This window comes from Caballeronia sp. LZ024 (assembly GCF_031451455.1).
Taxonomy (GTDB): Bacteria; Pseudomonadota; Gammaproteobacteria; order Burkholderiales; family Burkholderiaceae; genus Caballeronia; species Caballeronia telluris.
Map to the genome: position 1 here is coordinate 110350 of NZ_JARUXL010000001.1, position 21296 is coordinate 131645.

The window sequence follows — 21296 nt, forward strand, 5'->3', positions numbered from 1 at the left end:
CTAGATGCGGTCGATCACCGTCACGCCCGGCGGAATCCTGTGAGCGTCGATCGTCACTTCGTAGTTCGAGAAGTGGCGCGCGGGCAGATCGGCGTCTGTCTTCGTGCGCGCGACTTTCACGGCATCGAAGAGCACATGCGCCGGCGCGTTGCCCATCGGATGATCGTGCTTGAAGACGATGAGCTTGCGCGCCGCCATCTCGCCGCGCGCGGCCGAGCGGTCGTGTTCGAACATGCCGGTGAGCGAGCGCCAGAGGAGTTCGAGATCGTCCTCCGTGAAGCCGGTGCGTTCGGCGAGTTTCGCGGAGATGAAGCCGTGCGCGCGGTAGAGTCCATACGGCAGGATATGCTTGCGTCCCATCGTGCGTTCGTTTTCGGCGTCCTTCTCGTGCGTGACGGCCATGCGTGTGATCGACACTTCCATCGGCACGACCGGTTCGATCGACGATGCGAACGTGAACTGGACCGGCCCGCGCACCTGTCCGCAATTGATGCCGGTGGTCATCACGGCACCGAACGCGCGGATGTCGAAGAAGTTGTCGCACATCCAACGGGTCACGGCGTCTGCCTGCTTGGGATCTTTCGGCAGTTTTTTATCGACGGGTTCGAGGTTCTTTGCCTGATAAGCCTTCCTGTGCTGATTGTTCAGCACGGCCTTTTCCTGCATGTAGATCGCGTGTCCTGCTTCGCCGTCTTTCTCCAGGCTCACGTAATTGCGAATCTTGCGCTTGAGGCAGACATCGGTGACGAGGCCATGATTCGTTTCGGGGTCGAGGCGCGGGAGATTGCCCGCGTCCGGATCACCGTTCGGATTGCCGTTGGTCACGTCGAACAGATAGACGAATTCGTAGCGATTGGCGATGGTGGTCATGCGGTTGTTTCTTCCGTGATGGGGTCAGTGTGGTCGTCAGTGAGACCGGATGCGTCGTTGCCGTCGGACTTGCGCCGGAAGCGTTCGCTGCGCTGGTGGTAATAGCCGATCGCAAAGCGGCCCTGATCCTCCAGCGACAACGTGCGCGGAAAGTGGCTGCCAACGCCGTCGAGGATCTCGCCGGCTTCCCGTTCGAGCGAGATGGCGCGGCCTCGGGTCTCGGGAGCCTTCATCGCCTTCGACAGATGGTTTTGCGCACCGCGCATCAGAAGCGGAAACACGAGCGCGGGCGTCGCGGACGCCGAGCCGTAATAGCGGTCGCGAATCGTCGCATTGAGCTTGTCACCCAGCGCGGCGTTCTGAATGCTCTCCAACACCGAGAACAGGCGACCGAGGCGATAACTCGGCGTGGGATCGTTTCTATTCAGGCTCACAGGTATCTCCGTTTCGATTCCTTTCACGTTCAGGCGCAGATCGCGCGCGAGAACGGCTTTGCATAACGCCACGCGCAGACCCGAGACGTCCTTGTCCGCGCGCATGCGCACGATTGCGGCGCTCAGCAGCGAACGCGGATAGCGGGACCCGGTGAGCACCGCGCGCATCATGGCGCCCGCGAGTTGCGGCGGGACGTTCTCGCTCTTTTCTTGTGCGGCGGTGGCAGCGAGAAGGCGCCACGCGGCGGGCGGCGTCTTCCACGGCACGGGTTCGATCAGAAGATCGTCGTAGTGCTGCGCGAGGCGTTTCGCGAACTCCTCAAGGCTTGCTGTCGCCCAATACCGTATCGACAGCCGCGACGCATTCGGCGACAGTCCCAGCACGAACATCTTCGTTTTCGGATCGAGGCGCGTATCGAGCGTTTCGACTGCGCGTCCCTGCGATACCTCTTTGAGCGCGAGCCGCAGATTGGCCGTTTCGCCGGAATCGGTCGGCGATGGATCGAGCGCGTCCAGGAGCAGCGATTCGGCCGCTTCCTGCGCGGATTCGTCGTCGGCTTCGGCCCAGAACACGACGCTGGCATCGCCGATCTGCACGCACTGCCGATGATGCGGATCGCGTTGCAGCAAATGATTGAGGACCGTGGTGTAACCGAACGCGGCGGACGTCGAGACGGGCGCGTTGGCGCCGTTCTCCTTTCCATATGACTTGGAGCAGTCGACGTGGAAGGAGAAGATCGACGCCCCCGCAACCTGCGCGCCCCAAACGCCCTTGATCGCCGGATGCAACCGCGCGATCGGCCGCGTTTCGCCCGTGACGAGACACATGGCCGTGGGACTATCGTCCTCGGCGCCGTGGCGCGCGACCAGTTCGTTCGCCGCCGCGCTTTCATGGATGTAGCCCGCGACGCCATCGAGCCGGAACACCACATTCGACGCGAACAAGTCCGGCACATGTTTGACGATGGCCGGAAATTCGCTCCACTTCTCCGGCACCCACGCTTCGAGAAACTTTCGCAACGCGACGAGTCCTTCGTCGGTCGCATCGGCAAGGCGCTCCAGATGCAGCGCCCTGAACGCGCCATGCGATTTCAGATTCAGCGCGGGCGCGCCCGACCCCGCCTTCTGTTCGACGCCGAGCACGAACGCGGTCTTGTCCCAAAGAAAGAACGGCGCCGGCGAGATGCCCGGACGCTTGAACGAAGCGGGCACGGTCAGCAGCTTCCATTTCGGCTTCTTGCCTTCGTGGTCGCGGATATCGTCCACATCGACGAGCGTTCCGTCCTTCGCGAGCAGCAGCGCGAAGCTGATCTTCTCCTGGCTCAGCCCGAAAGCGGGCAGCTTGCCGCGCTTCGCTTGCTGGTCGTAGTGTCGCGCAAGGGCGCTGAAGATCATCGCGTGCTCCCTTCAAGGACGAGCAGCGGAATCTCGATCCATCCGTTCTTCATGGATGCGCGGAAGAAGTGCGGCGTCATGCCGTTGTCGAAATCGATGTCGTGCAGCATCCAGCCAAGGTCTTTCATCTCGATCAGCGATTCGTGCGGCGAAGACGCTTCCTTGCCGTCTTCGAGCAATTCGAAATTCGCGGGAAACTCGCGGGTCCCGAAGCAGGGCGTGTGAAAACATTGGCCCTTGCGCGCGCGCCGGTTGAAGATGTCGAGATGCTTGCCGACAGTCTCGCCGGCTTCGGCCTTGTCGGTCAGAACGAAATGCGCTTCGATCACATAGGCGACGTCGCGCAGGATCATGGATGCGCGCTGCTGGCGGTCTTCATCGACGTAATTGACGAGACCATCGACGCGTGCCGCCTTCATCGCCGAGCGCGCGCTGGCGGCCGGAATCTTGCTCGCGACTTCGTTGCGGCGAATCGTATTGAAGCGGATTGGCTTCAACACCTGAATGCGATCGACGACCCAGCGGATCGCCGGCTTCCAGTGAATCGCCTCGACGATTCCACGCGCGGCCGACGGCGTGATGACGTCGTAGGACACGCGCTCGACCTTCATTTCGGGTCGCGTGAACAAGGCTCTGTCGCCCCAGACGTGCAGGCGGATTCCATATGCCATGTTGTCTCTCTTGTCTTTCGTGCTTGGACCGACTTACAATCTATAAGATATCCTGATTAATTAAAATGGACGCGAATCAAGAAGGCTTGATGTCAGGCAATCAGACCCCCGATGTTCAAGTTAACGTCTTCATTGATACGAAGGCCGTACCGTTCATCATAAAAATTCATTGTGGTCAATTGCATGAACTGGGTGCCGAAGCGGTCTTGCTCGATCGGCTCGATTGCGCCCGACGCCGCAAGCCGCGCGTAAGCCTGAGGGCGTACCTGGACGATATACGGCTGAAGCTTGCGGGCGATTTCACCGCATTGCGTGGCGAAGCGAAGGTCGTGAACCAGCTTCCGCGAGTGCTCGTCGTCGGCGACGATGATGGGCATGTCGGCGTTGTCGATCATCCGGAATTCCCGTGCAATATGCTCGAGCGGGAATCCTTCCAGTTTGCCGGCCTCGATCAAGCCGAGCAGGTTGCGCTTGTCGAGTTCCATGACGCCCTTTTGCCAGTAAAGCTGATTGAAGTACTTCTCGATGGCTGCGAGCGACAACGGATCATCGCCGTGCTCGCGCAGCACTTCCCGCGCTTTGTTCGCGAATGCTTCCAGTTCCTTCGGCGGCTTCCAGTCCGGATTGGCCGGCCAAAATACCGTGACGATGCTTTCGTCGCGCGGACGATCACCGTGGCGATTGCACCGGCCCGCAGCCTGCGCGATCGAGTCGAGGCCCGCTTCCGCACGCAGGACATGGGGGAAATCCACGTCGACGCCCGCTTCGATCAGCGAAGTCGAGACGAGGCGGCACGGCTTTCCTTCTTTGAGAAGTTTGCGCACGTCATCGAGTACGCGTGTGCGATGTTTCGCGTGCATCAGCGTGCTGAGATGACGCGCGCCCGGCTCGTGTTCGATCGATTTGAACAGCGTCTGCGCCTGCCGTTTGTTGTTCACGATGCATAGCACCTGATCGCGATCGCGCATGCGCTGAGCGAGTTGCTCATCGTCGAGCGGGCCGGCTATCTCCAGCTTGACGCGGGCTAGTGCGTCGAACAAACGCTGCGGCTCGGGCGCGAGTTCGCGCACGTCGGCGAAGCCGCCTTCGAACTTCGGCGCATTCAGCGCGGGCTGGGTCGCGGTGCAGAGCACGACGCTCGTGCGGTAGTTGAGCGCGAGTTCGTCGAGCACCGTGACGCAAGGCCGAAGCAGCGGCAGCGGAAGCACCTGCGCTTCATCGAGAATCACGACGCTGTTCGCGATGTTGTGCAGCTTGCGGCAACGCGACGGGCGCGCGGCGTAGAGACTCTCGAAAAATTGCACCGACGTCGTGACGACGACGGGCGCGTCCCAGTTTTCCATCGCGATGCGAAGCTTGGCGGCGGAGTCGTGCTTCATGCCCTTCGGCTCGATGAAGGCGCTGTGATGCTCGACGATTGCGCGCTCGCCGAGATCGCCGAATGCCTTGCGGAACACGGCGGCATTCTGCTCGACGATGCTCGTGAACGGGATCACGAAGATGACGCGATCGAGTCCGTGCGCGATCGCGTGATCGAGCGCGAAGGCAAGCGATGTGAGGGATTTTCCGCCGCCGGTCGGCACGGTGAGCGAGAACATACCGGGCGCTTCGGTCGCGCGGGAGCGGGCGTAGGAGAGGATGTCGGCGCGTGTGGCGTCGATCGGCTTCTCTGTCTTGAAGTTACCGAGATACGCGTCGAGGCGGGCGCGCAGTTCGATCAGGCTCGGCTTTGGCGCATCGCGTGCAAGCAGAATTTTCGGGTCGCCATAGAATCGTTCGGTATCCAGATAGTCGCCATCGACGACGCACGAGAAGATCATGCGCGTCAGCAGCGAGAGTTGAAATTCCTCTCGGGCTTTGTCTCTCCGCAATTTTGACGGCATGACTTCGGCGGCCGACGCTGGCAGGGTGAGTTCGCGCTCGAATGCGGGCGACAGATTCGGCAGCCGCGCCTTAAGTCGTTCGTCGAGCGCCGTCCGTTCGCCGGCTTCGCGGCCATTGGCGAGTCCCGCGTGATGTCCCGCGACCGCATAGGCGATGAGCCGTCCAAGGCGTCCATATCGTTCGCAAGCGAGCTTTGCGCCCCAGGTCGCGTGATCGACGCGGGCTCCTCTCCTTCGAGGCGTCGCTGGAATTCAACGGTGTATTTGCCGAGGTCGTGAAGCAATCCGGCGACGTGCGCGAGTGCTTCCGCGCCGAATGGCCGGGCGAAACGTCCCGCGAGCAGGGCGACGGCGTTCAGATGGTCCGCGAGAGGCTGCCAGTCGGTTCGATCGGCCGTGTCGGTGGAGTGCGCGTAAAAGCGTGATGAGTTCGACAATGGCTTGCCTCCGTTGTTGGTGTCGGACGGGCGTCCGGTGTAGGCGCCGCTTGCGCCGATTCTCGAAGTCGACTTGTCTCGAAAACATCCTGAGGTGTGAACAATTGCAAACCCGCGCGAGTGATTCGTGCGCCGCTGAATTGCTGCTCGACACTTGGCGTATAGGCAAGAACACATGTGCTGTGCGAATGATTTATTGCTTTGCTGCGCCAAAAAGCAGAAGGCCGTTTCGACATACGTCGAAACGGCCTTCTGCTTTTTTAGCAACCCGCCGCGCTTTGAATCTCGGCGCATCGACCCAGAAGCGCCTCACATCATTCCGCAAACCACCGTCGCCGCAATCGACACCCCCACGAGCACCACACCCACAGCCCGCCGCTTGTTCAACTGGGTCCAAAGCAGCACGCCTGTCAGGGAGAGCAAGATAATGCTCCCCGCGAGCGTATCGATGAGCAGCACCCAGCCGACGCTCAATCCCACGCCCTTGTGCAGATTGGTCATCGTCGCGAGGAAGCTGTTCTCCGTGCGCTTCACGGACACGAACCCATTCCCCACCCAATACTCCGCCGACACCCCGCCGCCCGGCGACGCAATCGTCACGGTCCACTGCTCCGGCTGTATCGCCTTCTGATCGCCCCACGCGACCGGGCGTGCCGCTTCGCGTTTCACACGCCCGACATTCCCGTCGATCTTCAACTCGTGCTTGAGCCATCCGCCGAGTTCAATTGGCGAGCGAAGTCCGTCGGCAGGCACGGCAAGCTGCATCTGCGAGACCTGCGGTTCGCCGGTCGAAACCTTCAGCGGCCCGCCGCGATGGTTGAGCAGAAATCCCGTCGTGCCGAACAGAAGCCCGAGCACCGCACCCCACAGCCCGACCCAGCCATGCACCTTGCGCAGCCACTTGATGAACGTCGCGCGCCGCGAGCGACCGCGACGCACGGCCTGTTCCGAATCGTCGATGGGGCGATGCGTTCCCGGCTCTGGAGGTTGTTTGTGCCGCTTCGCAGATGCGTTCGATGGTGCTTCTTGCTCGATGTAGTCGGGTGCGTTCACGCGTCTCTCCGTCATTCAGCGCGGAAAGGGAATCGGACCGAAGCGGTCGATGCAGCATCGGTCCTGATACGTAACAGCGGTTGTCCGCGTAAGCAGCCCGCGTGCACCGATTCTAGGAGTCGATTTGTCTCTAAAAAAACCTGGAACGTTAACAATTGCAAACTCATGCGAGATGCATGCGTGTGAGCGGTGTCGCGTTCACATCATCCCGCAGACCACCGCCGCGACAATCGACGCCCCCACGAGCACCACGCCCACCGTCCGCCGCTTGTTCAATTCGGTCCAAAGCAGCACGCCCGTCAACGAGAGCAGAATGATGCTGCCCGCGAGCGTGTCGATCAGCAGCACCCAGCCCACGCTCAATCCCACGCCCTTGTGCAGATTGCTCATCGTCGCGAGGAAGCTGTTTTCCGTGCGCTTCACCGACACGAAGCCGTTCCCCACCCAGTATTCCGCCGACACCCCGCCGCCCGGCGACGCAATCATCACCGTCCACTGCTCCGGCTGTATCGCCTTCTGATCGCCCCACGCAACAGGCCGCGCCGCTTCGCGCTTCACGCGGCCGACATTCCCGTCGATCTTCAATTCACGCTTGAGCCATCCGCCGAGTTCCTTCGGCGAGCGAAGTCCTTGCGCGGGCACGGCAAGCTGCATCTGCGAGACCTGTGGTTCGCCGGTCGAAACCTTCAGCGGCCCGCCGCGATGGTTGAGCAGAAATCCCGTCGTGCCGAACAGAAGCCCGAGCACCGCACCCCACAGCCCGACCCAGCCATGCACCTTGCGCAGCCACTTGATGAACGTCGCGCGCCGCGAGCGACCACGACGCACGGCTTGCTCCGCGTCGTCGATGAGGCGATGCGTTCCCGGCTCGGTGTGTTGTTTATAGCGCTTGGCGGATGCCTTCGATGGCGCTTGTTGCTCGATGTGGTCGGGCGCGTTCACGCGTCTCTCCGTTATTCGGCGGGAAAAGGAAATCGGACCGGAGCGGTCGCCGCCGCATCGGTCTTCATTGGCCCTGACAGGCAACAAATGAGAATCGTTATCATTACACGGCGAATGGGTTTGTTCAACCCGCTGAAATTCGCCGTAATGAAACGGAGGAAGGTGAAACGAAAGGAAAGGGATTCAGACCGGCCAGAGCGGCCCTTCGTCCATCGCGCCGACCTGCTCGCGCAATTCGAGGATGCGGTCTTCCCAATAACGCTGCGTGTTGAACCACGGAAACGCGGCGGGAAACGCGGGGTCGTCCCAGCGGCGCGCGAGCCACGCCGAATAGTGAATCAGCCGCAGCGTGCGCAGCGCCTCGACGAGATGCAACTCGCGCGGCTCGAAATCGCAGAAATCCTCGTAGCCGGCGAGCAGATCGGCAAGCGCGCGCGACGCCTCCGCGCGCTCGCCCGGCAGCAGCAGCCAGAGATCCTGGACGGCCGGACCCATGCGGCTGTCGTCGAAATCGACGAAATGCGGGCCCGCGTCGGTCCACAGCACGTTGCTCGGGTGGCAGTCGCCGTGCAGCCGGATCGGGCGGATGTCGCCCGCGCGCTCGAAGCAGCGTTCGACGCCCTCCAGCGCCATCCGCACGACGCTCTCGTAGGCTGCGCGCACGTCGCGGGGCACGAAGTCGTGCGTGAGCAGGAAATCGCGCGGCTCGAAGCCGAAGCTCTGGATATCGAGCGTCGGCCGCTCGCGATACGTCTCGATGCCGCCCACCGCGTGAATCCGCCCGATGAAGCGTCCGAGCCATTCGAGCATTTCGCTGCTGTCGCGGCCGTCGATGTCCGGCGCGCGGCCGCCGCGGCGCTCGAAGATCGAGAAGCGAAAGCCGTCGAAATGATGCAGCGACGCGTCGTTCAGCACGCGCGCGGGCACGGCCGGAATCTCGCGCCGGGCGAGTTCCGCGACGAACGCGTGCTCTTCGAGAATGGCGTCGTCCGACCATCGTTTCGGCCGATAAAACTTCGCGACGACCGGCGGCCCGTCTTCCATGCCGACCTGGTAGACGCGGTTCTCGTAACTGTTGAGCGGGAGCATGCGCCCGTCGGTGCGCTCGCCCGTGGGCAGGAGGACGCTGTCGAGCGCGTCGAGGACGCGCTCGGGCGTGAGTCCGGCGAAAGGCGGCGCGGATTGCGCATCGCCGGGTGCTGCTGACTGGTCGTGGTTCATCCCGGCATTGTGCCGCGCATTGACGCGGCCGGCACGCGCCGTTGCCCGCAAATCCTAGTGAACGACGGAATTCGCCGGCCGCACGATATCGCCGGTGTCGATGAGATCCTCGAGGAAGAACGGTTCCGTGTTGAGCAACTGCGACACGCCGGGCTCGCCCGCGTACCACGCGACCATCGCCATGTCGCCAAGAATTCGCATCACGATGCCGCGCGCGCCCTGAGGCACGGCGATATGCACGGAGCGGACAATCGAACCGATTTGCATGATGAATCCCCGTCAGAGTGCCGGCTGCGGACGTCTCGCGCCGGTCAAATTATGGTTACCAAGCACGGGCTTTCCAGGGCCGGTGCACCAGACTGCGGCCGCTTGCGCGCGTTGCCATGCGCAAACCGCGGGCGGCTTCGTTGCTCGTATTGCGCTTCTACTTTAGCGCATCGAAGCGCGCGCGGTCCAAGTGTCGCGTGTCCAGCATCCAACGAATCGCGATCCGGTTACGTGCGCATGACAACGCGCGGCATCACGAAAGGACGACGAAAGCGCCCGATGCCACGCTCGGCACGATGCTTGCGTTTGGCGTAAGGTAAGGGGTTTTTGCGTTCCCGGAGGTTTGTCGTGACAGTTTCGCCGGCGCCGCACCGGCCCTCGTCTTCCCGTACCCGCCGTCCTTCTTCTCCCGATTCCCCGCCTTTCCTCGAACGCGGCTCGCGCGCTTACTGGCACGCGTCGCTCGCGCTGCTGTTCGCCGGTTATGCGACTTTCTCGCTGCTCTATTGCGTGCAGCCGCTTCTGCCCGAATTCAGCGCGGCCTTCGGCGTCAGTCCGGCAGAAAGCGCGCTGTCGGTGTCGGTCTCGACGGCGTCGCTCGCGCTCGCGATCTTCGTCGCCGGCTTCGTCTCCGAAGGCTGGAGCCGCCATCGCCTGATGACGATGTCGCTCACGGCGTCGTCGATCCTCACGATCATCGCCGCGTTCCTGCCGAGCTGGCACGCGCTGCTTTTCGTGCGCGCGCTCGAAGGGCTCGCGCTCGGCGGCGTGCCCGCCGTCGCGATGGCATACCTGGCGGAAGAGGTCGAACCGGAAGGGCTCGGACTCGCGATGGGGCTTTACGTCGGCGGCACCGCGATAGGCGGCATGGCCGGCCGCGTGATCAGCGGCGTGCTGGCGGATTTCTTTTCGTGGCGTGTGGCGATCGGCGGCATCGGCGCGCTCGGGCTGCTTTCGACGCTCGCGTTCCGCGCGCTCCTGCCGCCCTCGCGACGCTTCGTGCCGAGGCGCGGCATGGGCTTTCGTCACCATCGAAGCGCGCTCGCCGCGCACATCCGGAACCGCGACCTGCCGTTTCTCTTCCTGATGGGCTTCGTGCTGATGGGCAGCTTCGTGACGCTGTACAACTATGTCGGCTACCGGCTGATCGGCGCGCCGTTCAGACTGAATCAGACGCAGATCGGCGCGATCTTCACCGTCTATCTGACGGGCGTCGTCGCGTCGCCGTGGTCCGGAAAAATGGCCGACGTCTTCGGGCGCGGGCGCGTGCTGATCGCGAGTCTCGCGCTGATGATGACGGGCGTCCTGCTGACGATGTCGATGTCGCTGCCGGTCATCGTCGGCGGGATCGCGTGTCTGACGTTCGGCTTTTTCGCCGGGCATTCGGTGGCGAGCGGCTGGGTCGGACGCCTCGCCCTGCATGCAAAAGGACAGGCGGCCGCGCTTTACCTGCTCGCGTATTACATCGGGTCGAGCGTGATCGGCTCGTATGGCGGCCATTTCTGGACCGGCTTCGGCTGGAGCGGCGTCGTCGGGCTGATCGCGGCGCTGCTCTTCGTCGGACTCGCGGGCGCGGTGTATCTCGACCGGCGCGAGCGCGGTTCGGCGGCGTGAACGCAATCGTCATTCGAAAGCGAATCGAAACCTGGCGAATCTAAGGGTTTTTCCGCGTCCGCTTAATTCGGACCGCCGCAGACGCTTGACTGGCAAGGCCGAGCGTCCGGCGCGCCACACAGCGTCGGTCATATCGTGCGGCATGTCGCGAAAGCGCGGCCTATACTCGAATCGTCAGTACAGCGCCGGGCGAACATCGCGCGGCGCCGGGTAAGACGAAGGGAGACGAGCAATGACGTACTTCACTATCGGCGACTTCATCCTGATCATCCCGATGGCGCTTGCCGGCGCACTTTTTCTTGGCGCCATTCCGTGCGCATCGCATTTCAAGAACAACGTGCTTCGAGCGTTCGGCGCGCTGGTCGGCGTGCTGGTAGCGTTCCTGCTGGTCGAGGGATTGCCGGCGCTGATATAGCGCAACGTCAACGGCTGACGCTTTCGCGCGAACGACTGGCTCGTCAATTTCGACGCGGCGCGCACGCGCCTCTCGCTGCTCGCCGCTCCTGATCCATACCTGCGGACCCGCCGATGCGCCGCACTGGTTTCAGCGCTGGCGCATGTTCCATATGGCGGTGGCGGAACGCTTCGGTTTTCGCTCGAGCGAGGAGTGGGGCGTCGCGCATGATCTTTTCACGCGACGCCCGCGACGCCCGCGCGCCTAGCGCAGATGCTCGCCGAGGAAGGTGAGCGTGCGGCCGTGCGCCAGCGCCGACGCCCGCGCGTTGTACGACGCGCGCTCGCCGCAGTTGAAGCCGTGATCGGCGTTCGGATAGACGTGGACTTCGGCGTCGTTGCGGCCCGCGAAACGCTCGCGCACTTCGCCGACCGCCGACACCGGAATGTGCGCGTCGAGTTCGCCGTAGTGGAACTGCATCGGCACCTTGATGCCGTCGGCGCGGTCTAGCTGGTTCTGGATGCCGCCGCCGTAATAGGCGACCCCCAGATCGATCGTGCCCTCGGCCGCCGCCAGATACGCGAGCCGTCCGCCGAAGCAATAGCCGATCGCGGCGATTTGGCCGCTCACTTCGGGCAAGGCCCGCAGCGCGCTCGCGGCCGCGCCGACGTCGGCGACGGCCTTCGCCAGATCCGTCTTCTGCAGCAGTTCCATCGCCTTTTCGCGGTCGGCGCCTTCATAGCCGAGTTCCACGCGCGGCTGCGTGCGCCAGAAAACGTCCGGCGCCAGCGCGACGTAACCGTCGGCGGCGTACTGGTCCGCGACGCTGCGAATGTGCGCATTCACCCCGAAAATCTCCTGCAGGATGATGACGCCCGGGCCCTTGCCCGTCTTCGGCAGTGCGAGATAGCCCTGGAAGCTGTCGCTGCCGGCGGGAATGTCGATCCATTGTGAAGTCACGGTCGTGGTCACGTCGATGCTCCTTGAAATGCGTGTGTGAAGTGGGGTCAAGGAGTTTGCCACCATTCGATCGCCCCTGCTGGCGCGGCGCTCCGGCCGCTACGAGCGACTTTCAGCGTGCTCGGGCCGTAGCGCGATCGAAAGAAAACGCCGCTGTTCAAAGAGCAGGCACGGCGTTTGACCGTGCCGCTGAATTAGAGCGATGCATCTACAAATAAGCTTTTAAAAACAAGCCAATAAGAAAGGGCATCGGCGATTAACGGCGCGTATTCGACACACCTGAAACGATTAGCGCCATTGCGTGCCCGAGTGCTCCGAAACCCGCATGTACAGGGGCTTTGCACGAATGCCAGCACATTTGGCAAGGCTTCTCAACAACACTTTGCTCAGTAGTCGCACCACTATCCCAAAAAACTTCCCTAAATTAATTTGACAACCCTACACTTGCGCGCAGTGCGGATGGCGGCTGCCAAAAACGGCCGCGCTGAAGGACTTGCCAAGTGCATGACGATGCATCCGGCGTGGTCGTCCACGGGACTGAGCGATCGTGATGAAAGACGGGGCACAGGGCGATTACGTTGTTTTTGGGACCGAAACTGGAGACTTACATGAAGACCAAGCTTCAAAAAGTGTTGCCGATCAGCGCCGCAGCAATGATGTTCGCAGCGATGGCAACATCCGCAGCAGCCGATGAAACCGTCAAGATCGGTCACGTCGCACCGTTGACCGGCGGCATTGCCCACCTGGGCAAGGATAACGAAAACGGCGCGCGACTCGCAGTCGAAGAAATCAACGCGAAGGGCCTGACGATCAACGGCCAGAAGATCACGCTGGCGCTCGACCCGCAAGACGACGCGGCCGACCCGCGTACCGCCACGCAGGTCGCGCAGAAGCTCGTCGACGACAAGGTCGTTGCCGTCGTCGGTCACCTGAATTCGGGCACGTCGATCCCGGCATCGAAGATTTACAGCGACGCGGGCATCGTCCAGATTTCGCCGTCGGCCACGAACCCGACCTATACGCAGCAAGGCTTCAAGACGACCTACCGCGTCGTCGCGACCGATGCGCAGCAAGGCCCGGCGCTCGCCAACTACGCCGCGAAGCAACTGAAGATCAAGAGCGTCGCGATCGTCGACGACTCGACCGCCTACGGCCAGGGTCTCGCCAACGAATTCGAGAAGACCGCGAAGTCGCTCGGTCTGAAGGTGATCTCGCACGACGCGACGAACGACAAGGCCGTCGACTTCCGCGCGATTCTGACGAAGATCAAGGGCGAAAACCCGGACGCCGTGATGTTCGGCGGCATGGACGCGACGGGCGGCCCGTTCGCCAAGCAGGCGAAGCAGCTCGGCCTGCGTGCCAAGGTGCTGGCCGGCGACGGCGTGTGTACCGAAAAGCTGTCGGACCTGGCGGGCGACGCCACCGACAACGTCGTGTGCTCGGAAGCCGGCATGGCGCTCGAGAAGATGGAAGGCGGCGCGGCGTTCGCGGAGAAGTACAAGAAGCGTTTCGGCCAGCCCATCCAGATCTACGCGCCGTTCACGTATGACGCCGTGTACATCGTCGTCGACGCGATGAAGCGCGCGAACTCGACCGATCCGGCGAAGATTCTCGCCGCGATGCCGAACACGGACTACAAGGGCGTGATCGGCCAGACGACCTTCGATTCGAAGGGCGACCTGAAGCACGGCGTGATCTCGCTGTACGACTACAAGAAGGGCAAGAAGACGCTGCTCGACGTGGTCAAGATGTAAATGCCGCTCGATGGCGACTTCGAACGGAGTCGCCTGACGGAAGCGACAAAGGCACGCCTTGGGCGTGCCTTTTTCATACCTTCAGCCGCCTGAGCATGCGCGGCGCCACGAGCGCGATCAGCGCGCAACACGCCGCCACGACCGACAAGCCGACCGGCAGCGTGCTCACCTGTGCCACCCCGCCGATCAGCACCGGCCCGATCAGCAAGCCGAAATAGGCGAGGCCCGCCACCTGCGCGAGGCCTTCGGCCGCGCTCACGCCCTTCACGTGCGTCGAAGCGGCGAACAGCACCGGCATCATGTTCGCGAGGCCGAGGCCCATCAGCGTGAAGCCGGTCATCGTCGCGATCGTGCGCGGCAGCAGCAACGCCATCAGCATTCCGACGAACGCCAGCGCCGCGCTGCCGAACACCAGTTGCGGCGCGCCGAAGCGGGCGCGCACGAAGTCGCCGCCGAAGCGTCCCGCCGCCATGCCGCCGGTGAACGCCGCGTAGGCCGCGCTGGAGAGCGCGGGGCTCGCGAGCACGACGTCGCGCATGTAGACGGTCGCCCAGTCGTACATCGCGCCTTCGGCGATCAGCGCGATCAGCGCGACGCCGCCGAGCGCCCACAGCGCGGACGATCGCCACCGGTTCGACGACGACGCCTTCGCGTGCGCCTCGTGATGCGGAACGTGCGGCAGCACCGCGGGCATCGAAATCAGGATCACGATCACGCTCGCCACCGCAGCCAGCGCGAGATGCACGGCCGGCGCCATGCCGTGCGCGAGCAATGCGCCGCCTGCCGCCGCGCCCGCCATCCCGCCGATGCTGAACATGCCATGCAGCGACGACATGATCGGCCGCCCGAGCGCCTGTTCGACCGCGCTCGCCTCGGCGTTCATCGCGACGTCGAGCGTCGCCATGCCGAAGCCGAACACGGCCAGCACGGCGAGCAGCATCCAGAAGAACGGCGCGACGAGGATCAGCGCGCAGCAGATCGTCATCGTGATGCCGCCCGCGAGACAGGCGGCGCGCGTGCCGGCGCGGGCGATCCACGAGCCGGTCGTGAGCATCGCGAAGATCGAGCCGCCCGCGACCGCGAGCAGCGCGAACGAGAGCATGCCGGGACTCAGCGCGAACTTGTCGCGCACGGTCGGCACGTGCACGCCCCACGACGCGTAGAGCATGCCCGCGATGAAGAAAACGGCCATCGTCGCGTAGCGCGCGCGTTCGCGCGCGGCAAGCGGCAGCTTGCGATGCGCCGCGAGTGACGCGTTGTGGTCGATGGAACTTGAAGCGGACGTCGATTCGGACACGAAAGGGCTCGTTCGGAAGAGGAGGGCGTAAGCGGAGAGCTTTCGATTCTATCGAACGGTCTAAAGACATGCTCAGGCGCGGTGCATTAAGATCGATTGGGATCGGTGGCGCGGCCGGACTCGCGCGCACCGCCCCATCCCGAACGAGGAACCGAGCCGTGAACATTCCGCCGCATGCGCCGCTGCATCTGCTGCATCGAGTGCCGGACGGCACGCTTGCCACGCATTCCCGCGATCCGCGCGGGTTTCCGTATCCCACCGCGCTGCCGTTCGCGCCGACGGCGCGCCACGTGCCGATGCTGCTCATCAGCCATCTCGCCGAGCACACGCGCAATCTCCACGCGGATTCGCGTGCCGGTTTTCTGGTCGCGCATGCGTCGGACGGCAACGTGCTCGAAGGGCAGCGCCTCACGATGCTCGGCTCATTTTCTCCCGCGCCGCCCGAGGAATCGTCCGATTTGGCGCGCCGCTATCTGAGATATCACCCCGAAGCCGAGCGCTATCTCGGATTAGGCGACTTTACGTTCTGGACCATGTCGCTGGAACGAATGCGCTTTATCGGCGGTTTCGGCGCGATGGGCTGGCTCGCTGCGGACGCACTCGACTCGCTCGAACCGCTTTCGGCAAATGAAGAAACGCTGCTGTGCGCACTTTTCGATGATTTAGACGAGCGCCCCGCTACGCTGGAATTATTGGGCCTGGACCGATATGGATGTGATTTCCGGCAGAATGGCCGTCGCAATCGTTTCACGTTCGATAAACCCAAAGCCACGGTAACGGAGTTGAAAGCCGCGTTGTTCGACTGGGTGGAGCGTCACCGATAAAAGCGCCGCAGGATTCTCAGTTGAAGAAATTTGTCGCGCCGCGAATAATTCGGGACGGAATGGAAAATATTGCCGCACCTAAAAATCGCACGAAACTCTCACGCCATGAAATCCGATGCCGCTTCGTATTGCGCCGCTTTCATGCGACGGCAACTTGGCGTGCAGATCTATATCCGGAATTAAGAAAATTCGCTGCCGAGCGTTTCCGAATTAGCACCAATTGTTACGAGGAAACTTTCGGTTCCGATTTTAGTGTCCTCGCCCACATGCATTCCTAAATCGATTTGTGTTAATCTGCGCTTCAACCCGAGGCCAACCGATAAATGGAAGCGAGCGATACGACTCGCATGTTTTTACAAACCACAAGGGAATTACCATGTCTTCATACAAGGAACTCCTCGCCCAGCGCGAGAATCTGGAACGACAGATTGAAGAGGCCAAGTCGCGGGAATATGCCGAAGTACTTAATGAGATCAAGCAGAAAATGGCTGATTACGGCATCACGCTCCAGGAATTGGCTGGCGGTCGAAGCGCCAAGGGCGCAAAAGCTCCGCGTGCGCGCGCAGGCGTAGCCCCGAAGTACCGGGACCCGCAGAGCGGCAATACGTGGTCCGGGCGGGGAAAGCCGCCGAAATGGATCGCGGGCCAGGAACGCGACAGTTTTCTGATCCAGAAATAAGAATCGCCGCTCCGGATGGAGGCCGCGCCCACTGGCGCGGTTTTTTTTGTTCGCCGTGCGCCCGGGACTTTTCTTTCGGGTTGCGCGCAGGCGGCAAAAGGCGCAGACGAGAACGCGTCCTGTTTCAATAACCCAATGATTTCTAAGGAATTTCTCTTCGAATTCCGAGCGCCATTAGTGTTCGCTTGTTAAAATAAAGCACCGCATTTAATCAGATTCAACTCATGTCGCTCTCTGTCCCACGTCCGGCGGCAAAGCAGGAAATCGCCCGCAGGACCACGTTCGTGAGTATCGCGCTGAACGCGGTTCTCATGTCGGCGCAGGTTTTCGTGGGAGTAATCGCGCACTCGCAGGCGCTGATTGCCGACGGCATTCACTCGCTCGCCGATTTAGTGTCGGATTTTGTCGTGCTCGTCGCGAATCGGCAGGGCGCCGCCGCGCCCGATGTCGATCACAACTACGGCCACAGCCGCTATGAAACCGTCGCTTCATTATTTCTTGGCGGATTGCTGATTGCCGTGGGCGTCGGAATGTTATGGCGCGCGGGCGAACGTATTGCGAACCTTCAGGATATTCCGCCCGTCCATTCGTCCGCGCTAATCGTCGCGCTCGTCGTGCTGGTTTCGAAAGAAGCGCTGTTTCGATACATGCTGCGCGCGGCCGAGCGTGTCAGGTCCGCGATGCTCATTGCCAATGCCTGGCATGCGCGATCGGATGCGGCGTCTTCGCTGGTCGTCGCGCTCGGCATTATCGGCAATATGGCGGGCTTTCAGGTGCTCGACCCGATTGCCGCGGCGATCGTCGGTTTCATGGTCGCCAGGATGGGCTGGATATTCGGCTGGGACGCCTTGCAGGATCTCTCGGACCGCGCGCTCGACCAGTCCACCGCCGACGATCTGCGCGCGCTCGTGCTCTCCACACCCGGCGTGCGCGAGGTGCACGAACTGCGCACGCGGAAAATGGGCGATCTCGCGATCGTCGATGCGCACATTCTCGTCGACCCGCTGATCTCGGTGTCGGAAGGACACTACATTGCCGAATCGGCGCGCGCGTACTTGCTGACCGACGCGCGGGTCGTCGACGCGCTGATTCATGTCGATCCGGAAAACGACGAGGTCAATCCGCCGCCCGGCCAGTTGCCGATGCGTCCGGTCGTCGGCCAGGCGGTGCGTGCGGCGCTCGGCGCACAGGGGTTGTCGTTCGACTCGATGAACCTGCACTACCTGAGCCGGGGCTTCGACATCGACGTGCTGCTGCCGGCGCTGGCGAACGCCGACGAAACCGCGCAGGCCGACGCACGCCTCGCTCAAGTCGATTTCGAAGGGCTGCGACGGCGTCTCGGCGCGCGCGAAATCCGCGTGGTGCGCGCGGTGCGCACGCAGGGCGCGTCGATTCGGACGGCGCGCGGCGCGAATGAAACGGCGGCGCCGCGCTGAAACGTCAGAGCGGTAACTGCGTGTCGAATTTGATTTCCCGCAGCACGACGCTCGTGCGAACCTGAGCGACCGCCGGAATCTTGAAGATGCGGTCGTGCAGGAAAGCGTCGTAGGACTTGATGTCGGGCGCGACGATCTTGAGGATGTAGTCGGATTCGCCGGTCGTGCTGTAGCACTCGGTCACTTCCGGACAGGTGGCGATTTCGCGCTCGAACTGCTCGACGCCGCCTTCCGTGTGCCGCGTCAGGTGGATGTGCGCGAGCGCGCAGACGTGCAGGCCGAGCTTCTCGCGATCGAGCAGCGCCGTATAGCGCTGAATCACGCCCGATTGCTCCATGTCCTTGATGCGCCGCCAGCACGGCGTGCTCGACAGCCCGACCTGGTCGGAGATTTCCTGCACCGAGCGGCGCGCGTCCAGTTGCAGGAGGCGCAGGATTTTTTGTGAGAATGTATCGAGAGTCAACTGCGCCTCCGTTTGGTCGCGACCTGACTCTCATGGTAGAGGCGCCGGAAAATAAACGCAATGCGAAGCGCCCGAAGTGAGGGAGATTCCCTAACGCATCGTCAAGACTGCGCGTTTTTACCTTCCGGATTCGCCGGCCCGGCGGCCTCGCCGGCGGCTTCGGCATTGCTTGCCGGCGCGAGCGCCTGCGACGCCCGCAGTTCCGCCAGCATGTTGCAGAAGAGCGCCCCTTGTTCGATGGCGTCGTCGAGCGCGACGTGCGTGTGCGGCAGCTCATCGAACCAGTGCTTCGGCAGACGCGGCTTGATCGCCTTGCGGTAGGGCAGGCCGGTCATGGCGAAGGCGAGCGTCTTGATGTCGAGCGCGGACCACGAAAACGGGCAGCGCTCGGCGAAACGCATCATGTACCAGAACATGTAGGTGAAGTCGAAGCCCGCCGGATACGCGACGAACACCGGCTTGCCCGGCAGCGCCTCGACCCAGTCGACATAGGCGCACAACGCGGTTTCCGGCTTTTGCAGGTCGGTCCGGCAGGCGGCCCACGCGTCAGGCTGCGTCTTCCACCACGCGGCCTGCACCGGATGCGCCGTGGCACCTTCGAGCGTCTCCAGATTCGCGGAAAACGTGGCGATCAACTGCTTGTCCGCCGTGAAGGCCGCCGACGCGAAACTCAGCATCGAATGCGGGCCGGGAATCGGGCCGTCCGCCTCGACGTCGGTGCTCACATAGATTTCGGGGATCGCGTTCATGCGCTCACTCCGTCGCCGACGTAGGGGTTGGTGCGGCGCTCGTCGCCGAACGTCGATGCGGGGCCGTGGCCGGGCACGAACGTGACGTCGTCGCCAAGCGGCCACAACTTTTCCTGGATCGCGCGGATCAGGTCCGCATGATTGCCGCGCGGAAAGTCGGTGCGCCCGATCGATCCGGCGAACAGCACGTCGCCGACGAACGCCAGCCGATGGCGCCGGCTGAAGAAGATCACATGTCCCGGCGTGTGGCCGGGACAGTGGTAGACCTCGAACGTTTCGTCGCCGAATTCGACGGTTTCGCCGTCTTCCAGCCAGCGCGCCGGAGTGAACGCCTGCGCCGACGCGAAGCCGAAACGCTTGCTCTGCTCGGGCAACTGGTCGATCCAGAAGGCGTCGTCGCGGTGCGGGCCTGCGATCTTCACACCGTAGTGGTCCGCGAGCGCCGCGGCGCCGCCGCAGTGATCCAGATGTCCATGCGTGAGCAGGATCTTTTCGACGGTGACGCCCTGCCGCTCGATTTCTCCGATGATCCGCTCCAGGTCGCCGCCCGGATCGACCACGACTGCGCGCTGCGTCGACTCGCACACGACGATCGAACAATTCTGCTGAAAAGGCGTCACAGGGACGAGGGTCACGTTCATGGGCTACAACCCGCGCGTAAAAATGTCCATTGTACCGGGGCCGGAGCAGGGTCGTTGCGCTGCCGCATCGGGCCTAAAAACGGCGTCAAAATCGGCAATTCTTGCACCCATAGTGAAAATCAATGACGAAATTCGCAGTTCCGGGTAGCCAACTAATGTTTTTGGCTATAATGGCATCACTTGTGCATGTGTTCTTCCATGCAATCAATGGATGATTCGTCAGACGCCAGCGCGTTTTTACAATCATCATCAGTACGCTGTTGGGGGCCAGAAGCCTCCTAACTGCAACTCAAGCATCGACTCCGTTCGATGCGCACGTCTTGTCCAGCCAGGTGCGATGCGCCTGCTGCGGCCGAAGCTGCCGCGACGCTGGATGGGGCCTACGCCGCCGTTCCTGCGCTGTTTATCGCGCGAGAACGTGATTGCCACGTTCGATGGCGGCATGTGGGGTCTGGTCAGGCTGCCGGGGACAGGTTGCGCCAGACGTGAAAATTAACCGGGCAATTGCGGCGAGGTACGCCGCAGCCGTGCATCCATCGGCCGTTCGCAAGATCGAACGGCGCGTTGCGTCGCGCGGAAAAAGCCTTGAGCTGCCATCAGGCGCGCGCTTCTCGCGTCGCCGGGCGGCTCTGCAACCGTTGATACACGTCTATGAATGCTCGACTTACTCGACATATCGGGAGTCTCTTTGCCGTTGCGATCCTGGCCGGCTGTGCTGCGCCGGGTTCCAGCGACCTGAGCGCTTCCAGCCAGCACCCGGGGAACAATTTCCTCAGCAGTAATGGTGCCCGCGCAGTCGCGCCGCTCGCCTACGAATCGAAGCTGAATTCGGCGCCGGCCGCTCCTGCAAAGACCGAAGAATCGAAGTCCCTCGCTGACGCGGAGCCGATCACGAGCGGCCCGGACGTCGGCAACTTCGAACAGCAGGGCCGCGCCTCGTGGTACGGTCGCCCGTTCCACGGCCGCAAGACCGCCAGCGGCGAACGCTACGACATGCACGCGCTCACCGCCGCGCATCGCACGCTGCCGCTCGCGTCGTGGGTCCGCGTGACGAATACGGCGAACCAGAAGACGGTCGTCGTGAAGATCAACGATCGCGGTCCTTACGCACGCGGGCGGGTCATCGATTTGTCGTACGCGGCGGCGGCGGCGCTCGGCATGCGCGGCGCGGGTACGGAGAAGGTGAAGATCGAAGGCCTGACGCAACAGGAAGCGCGTGTCGCGCGTGCCCAGTACGCGTCCGACAGCCAGATGAACTGATCTGCTCAGACCGCACGCATCACATGACAACGGGCCGTTTCGACGGCCCGTT

General features: G+C 62.9%; 20 protein-coding genes and 1 pseudogene. 7 read left to right on the forward strand and 14 right to left on the reverse strand.

Annotated elements, in window-relative coordinates; translation table 11 throughout:
- The 9 genes and pseudogenes from cas7c to QCE48_RS00530 all read right to left on the reverse strand — a co-directional run bounded on the left by cas7c (nt 1) and on the right by QCE48_RS00530 (nt 9173).
- Nucleotides 1-870: a type I-C CRISPR-associated protein Cas7/Csd2 gene (gene cas7c / locus QCE48_RS00490; protein ID WP_309786732.1), complete on the reverse strand. Its 870-nt coding sequence runs from the start codon at nt 868-870 to the stop codon at nt 1-3.
- Nucleotides 867-2699, reverse strand: a complete 1833-nt coding sequence (cas8c, locus tag QCE48_RS00495; RefSeq protein WP_309786731.1) for a type I-C CRISPR-associated protein Cas8c/Csd1 — start codon at nt 2697-2699, stop codon at nt 867-869. The genes cas7c and cas8c overlap by 4 nt, the downstream gene beginning before the upstream one ends.
- On the reverse strand, nt 2696-3370 hold the full coding sequence (gene cas5c / locus QCE48_RS00500) for a type I-C CRISPR-associated protein Cas5c (protein ID WP_309786730.1): 675 nt from the start codon (nt 3368-3370) through the stop codon (nt 2696-2698). Before cas5c ends, cas8c begins: the two co-directional genes overlap by 4 nt.
- A 92-nt stretch (nt 3371-3462) precedes the next feature.
- A complete protein-coding gene (gene cas3 / locus QCE48_RS00505; protein WP_309788311.1) occupies nt 3463-5190 on the reverse strand; it encodes a CRISPR-associated helicase Cas3' in 1728 nt (575 codons plus the stop codon).
- 18 nt (nt 5191-5208) lie between these two features.
- Nucleotides 5209-5984 (reverse strand): annotated as a pseudogene (locus QCE48_RS00510) (CRISPR-associated endonuclease Cas3''); the annotation flags it as partial.
- 15 nt (nt 5985-5999) lie between these two features.
- Nucleotides 6000-6743, reverse strand: a complete 744-nt coding sequence (locus QCE48_RS00515; RefSeq protein WP_309786729.1) for a PepSY-associated TM helix domain-containing protein — start codon at nt 6741-6743, stop codon at nt 6000-6002.
- Nucleotides 6744-6941: 198 nt separating this feature from the next.
- Entirely contained in the window at nt 6942-7685 is a 744-nt protein-coding gene (locus QCE48_RS00520) for a PepSY-associated TM helix domain-containing protein (protein ID WP_309786728.1), read from the reverse strand.
- A 183-nt stretch (nt 7686-7868) separates the two neighbouring features.
- Entirely contained in the window at nt 7869-8906 is a 1038-nt protein-coding gene (locus QCE48_RS00525) for a serine/threonine protein kinase (RefSeq protein WP_309786727.1), read from the reverse strand.
- Between the two features lie 54 nt (nt 8907-8960).
- Entirely contained in the window at nt 8961-9173 is a 213-nt protein-coding gene (locus QCE48_RS00530; protein ID WP_116560921.1) for a hypothetical protein, read from the reverse strand.
- 348 nt (nt 9174-9521) lie between these two features.
- On the opposite strand from QCE48_RS00530, the gene QCE48_RS00535 reads away from it, so the two are divergent.
- Complete coding sequence (locus tag QCE48_RS00535) at nt 9522-10787, forward strand: MFS transporter (RefSeq protein ID WP_309786726.1); 1266 nt, start codon at nt 9522-9524, stop codon at nt 10785-10787.
- A 232-nt stretch (nt 10788-11019) separates the two neighbouring features.
- The gene (locus QCE48_RS00540) at nt 11020-11202 is read left to right on the forward strand and encodes a hypothetical protein (RefSeq protein ID WP_087631858.1); all 183 of its coding nucleotides are present in this window, start codon (nt 11020-11022) and stop codon (nt 11200-11202) included.
- A 243-nt stretch (nt 11203-11445) separates the two neighbouring features.
- On the opposite strand, the gene QCE48_RS00545 is transcribed toward QCE48_RS00540, so the two are convergent.
- The gene (locus tag QCE48_RS00545) at nt 11446-12153 is read right to left on the reverse strand and encodes a dienelactone hydrolase family protein (RefSeq protein ID WP_309786724.1); all 708 of its coding nucleotides are present in this window, start codon (nt 12151-12153) and stop codon (nt 11446-11448) included.
- A gap of 596 nt (nt 12154-12749) precedes the next feature.
- On the opposite strand from QCE48_RS00545, the gene QCE48_RS00550 reads away from it, so the two are divergent.
- Entirely contained in the window at nt 12750-13895 is a 1146-nt protein-coding gene (locus QCE48_RS00550) for a branched-chain amino acid ABC transporter substrate-binding protein (RefSeq protein WP_309786723.1), read from the forward strand.
- A 73-nt stretch (nt 13896-13968) separates the two neighbouring features.
- Here QCE48_RS00550 and QCE48_RS00555 read toward each other — a convergent pair whose 3' ends face one another.
- Entirely contained in the window at nt 13969-15192 is a 1224-nt protein-coding gene (locus QCE48_RS00555) for an MFS transporter (protein WP_309786722.1), read from the reverse strand.
- Nucleotides 15193-15350: 158 nt separating this feature from the next.
- Here QCE48_RS00555 and QCE48_RS00560 point away from each other — a divergent pair, with 158 nt between their 5' ends.
- From QCE48_RS00560 to QCE48_RS00570, 3 genes are all read left to right on the forward strand, one after another.
- Nucleotides 15351-16016, forward strand: coding sequence for a pyridoxamine 5'-phosphate oxidase family protein (locus QCE48_RS00560; RefSeq protein WP_309786721.1), 666 nt, complete (start codon nt 15351-15353; stop codon nt 16014-16016).
- A 376-nt stretch (nt 16017-16392) separates the two neighbouring features.
- Nucleotides 16393-16695 carry an H-NS histone family protein gene (locus tag QCE48_RS00565; RefSeq protein ID WP_309786720.1) on the forward strand — a complete coding sequence of 101 codons (303 nt, stop codon included), beginning with the start codon at nt 16393-16395 and terminating at the stop codon, nt 16693-16695.
- 224 nt (nt 16696-16919) lie between these two features.
- A complete protein-coding gene (locus QCE48_RS00570) occupies nt 16920-18131 on the forward strand; it encodes a cation diffusion facilitator family transporter (protein ID WP_309786719.1) in 1212 nt (403 codons plus the stop codon).
- Between the two features lie 4 nt (nt 18132-18135).
- On the opposite strand, the gene QCE48_RS00575 is transcribed toward QCE48_RS00570, so the two are convergent.
- The 3 genes from QCE48_RS00575 to QCE48_RS00585 all read right to left on the reverse strand — a co-directional run bounded on the left by QCE48_RS00575 (nt 18136) and on the right by QCE48_RS00585 (nt 19984).
- Nucleotides 18136-18594, reverse strand: a complete 459-nt coding sequence (locus QCE48_RS00575) for an Lrp/AsnC family transcriptional regulator (RefSeq protein ID WP_062638894.1) — start codon at nt 18592-18594, stop codon at nt 18136-18138.
- Nucleotides 18595-18695: 101 nt separating this feature from the next.
- The gene (locus QCE48_RS00580; RefSeq protein WP_309786718.1) at nt 18696-19343 is read right to left on the reverse strand and encodes an exonuclease; all 648 of its coding nucleotides are present in this window, start codon (nt 19341-19343) and stop codon (nt 18696-18698) included.
- Complete coding sequence (locus QCE48_RS00585) at nt 19340-19984, reverse strand: MBL fold metallo-hydrolase (protein WP_309786717.1); 645 nt, start codon at nt 19982-19984, stop codon at nt 19340-19342. The genes QCE48_RS00580 and QCE48_RS00585 overlap by 4 nt, the downstream gene beginning before the upstream one ends.
- Nucleotides 19985-20635: 651 nt before the next feature.
- On the opposite strand from QCE48_RS00585, the gene QCE48_RS00590 reads away from it, so the two are divergent.
- Nucleotides 20636-21244, forward strand: coding sequence for a septal ring lytic transglycosylase RlpA family protein (locus tag QCE48_RS00590; RefSeq protein ID WP_309786716.1), 609 nt, complete (start codon nt 20636-20638; stop codon nt 21242-21244).
- Nucleotides 21245-21296: the final 52 nt, after the last annotated feature.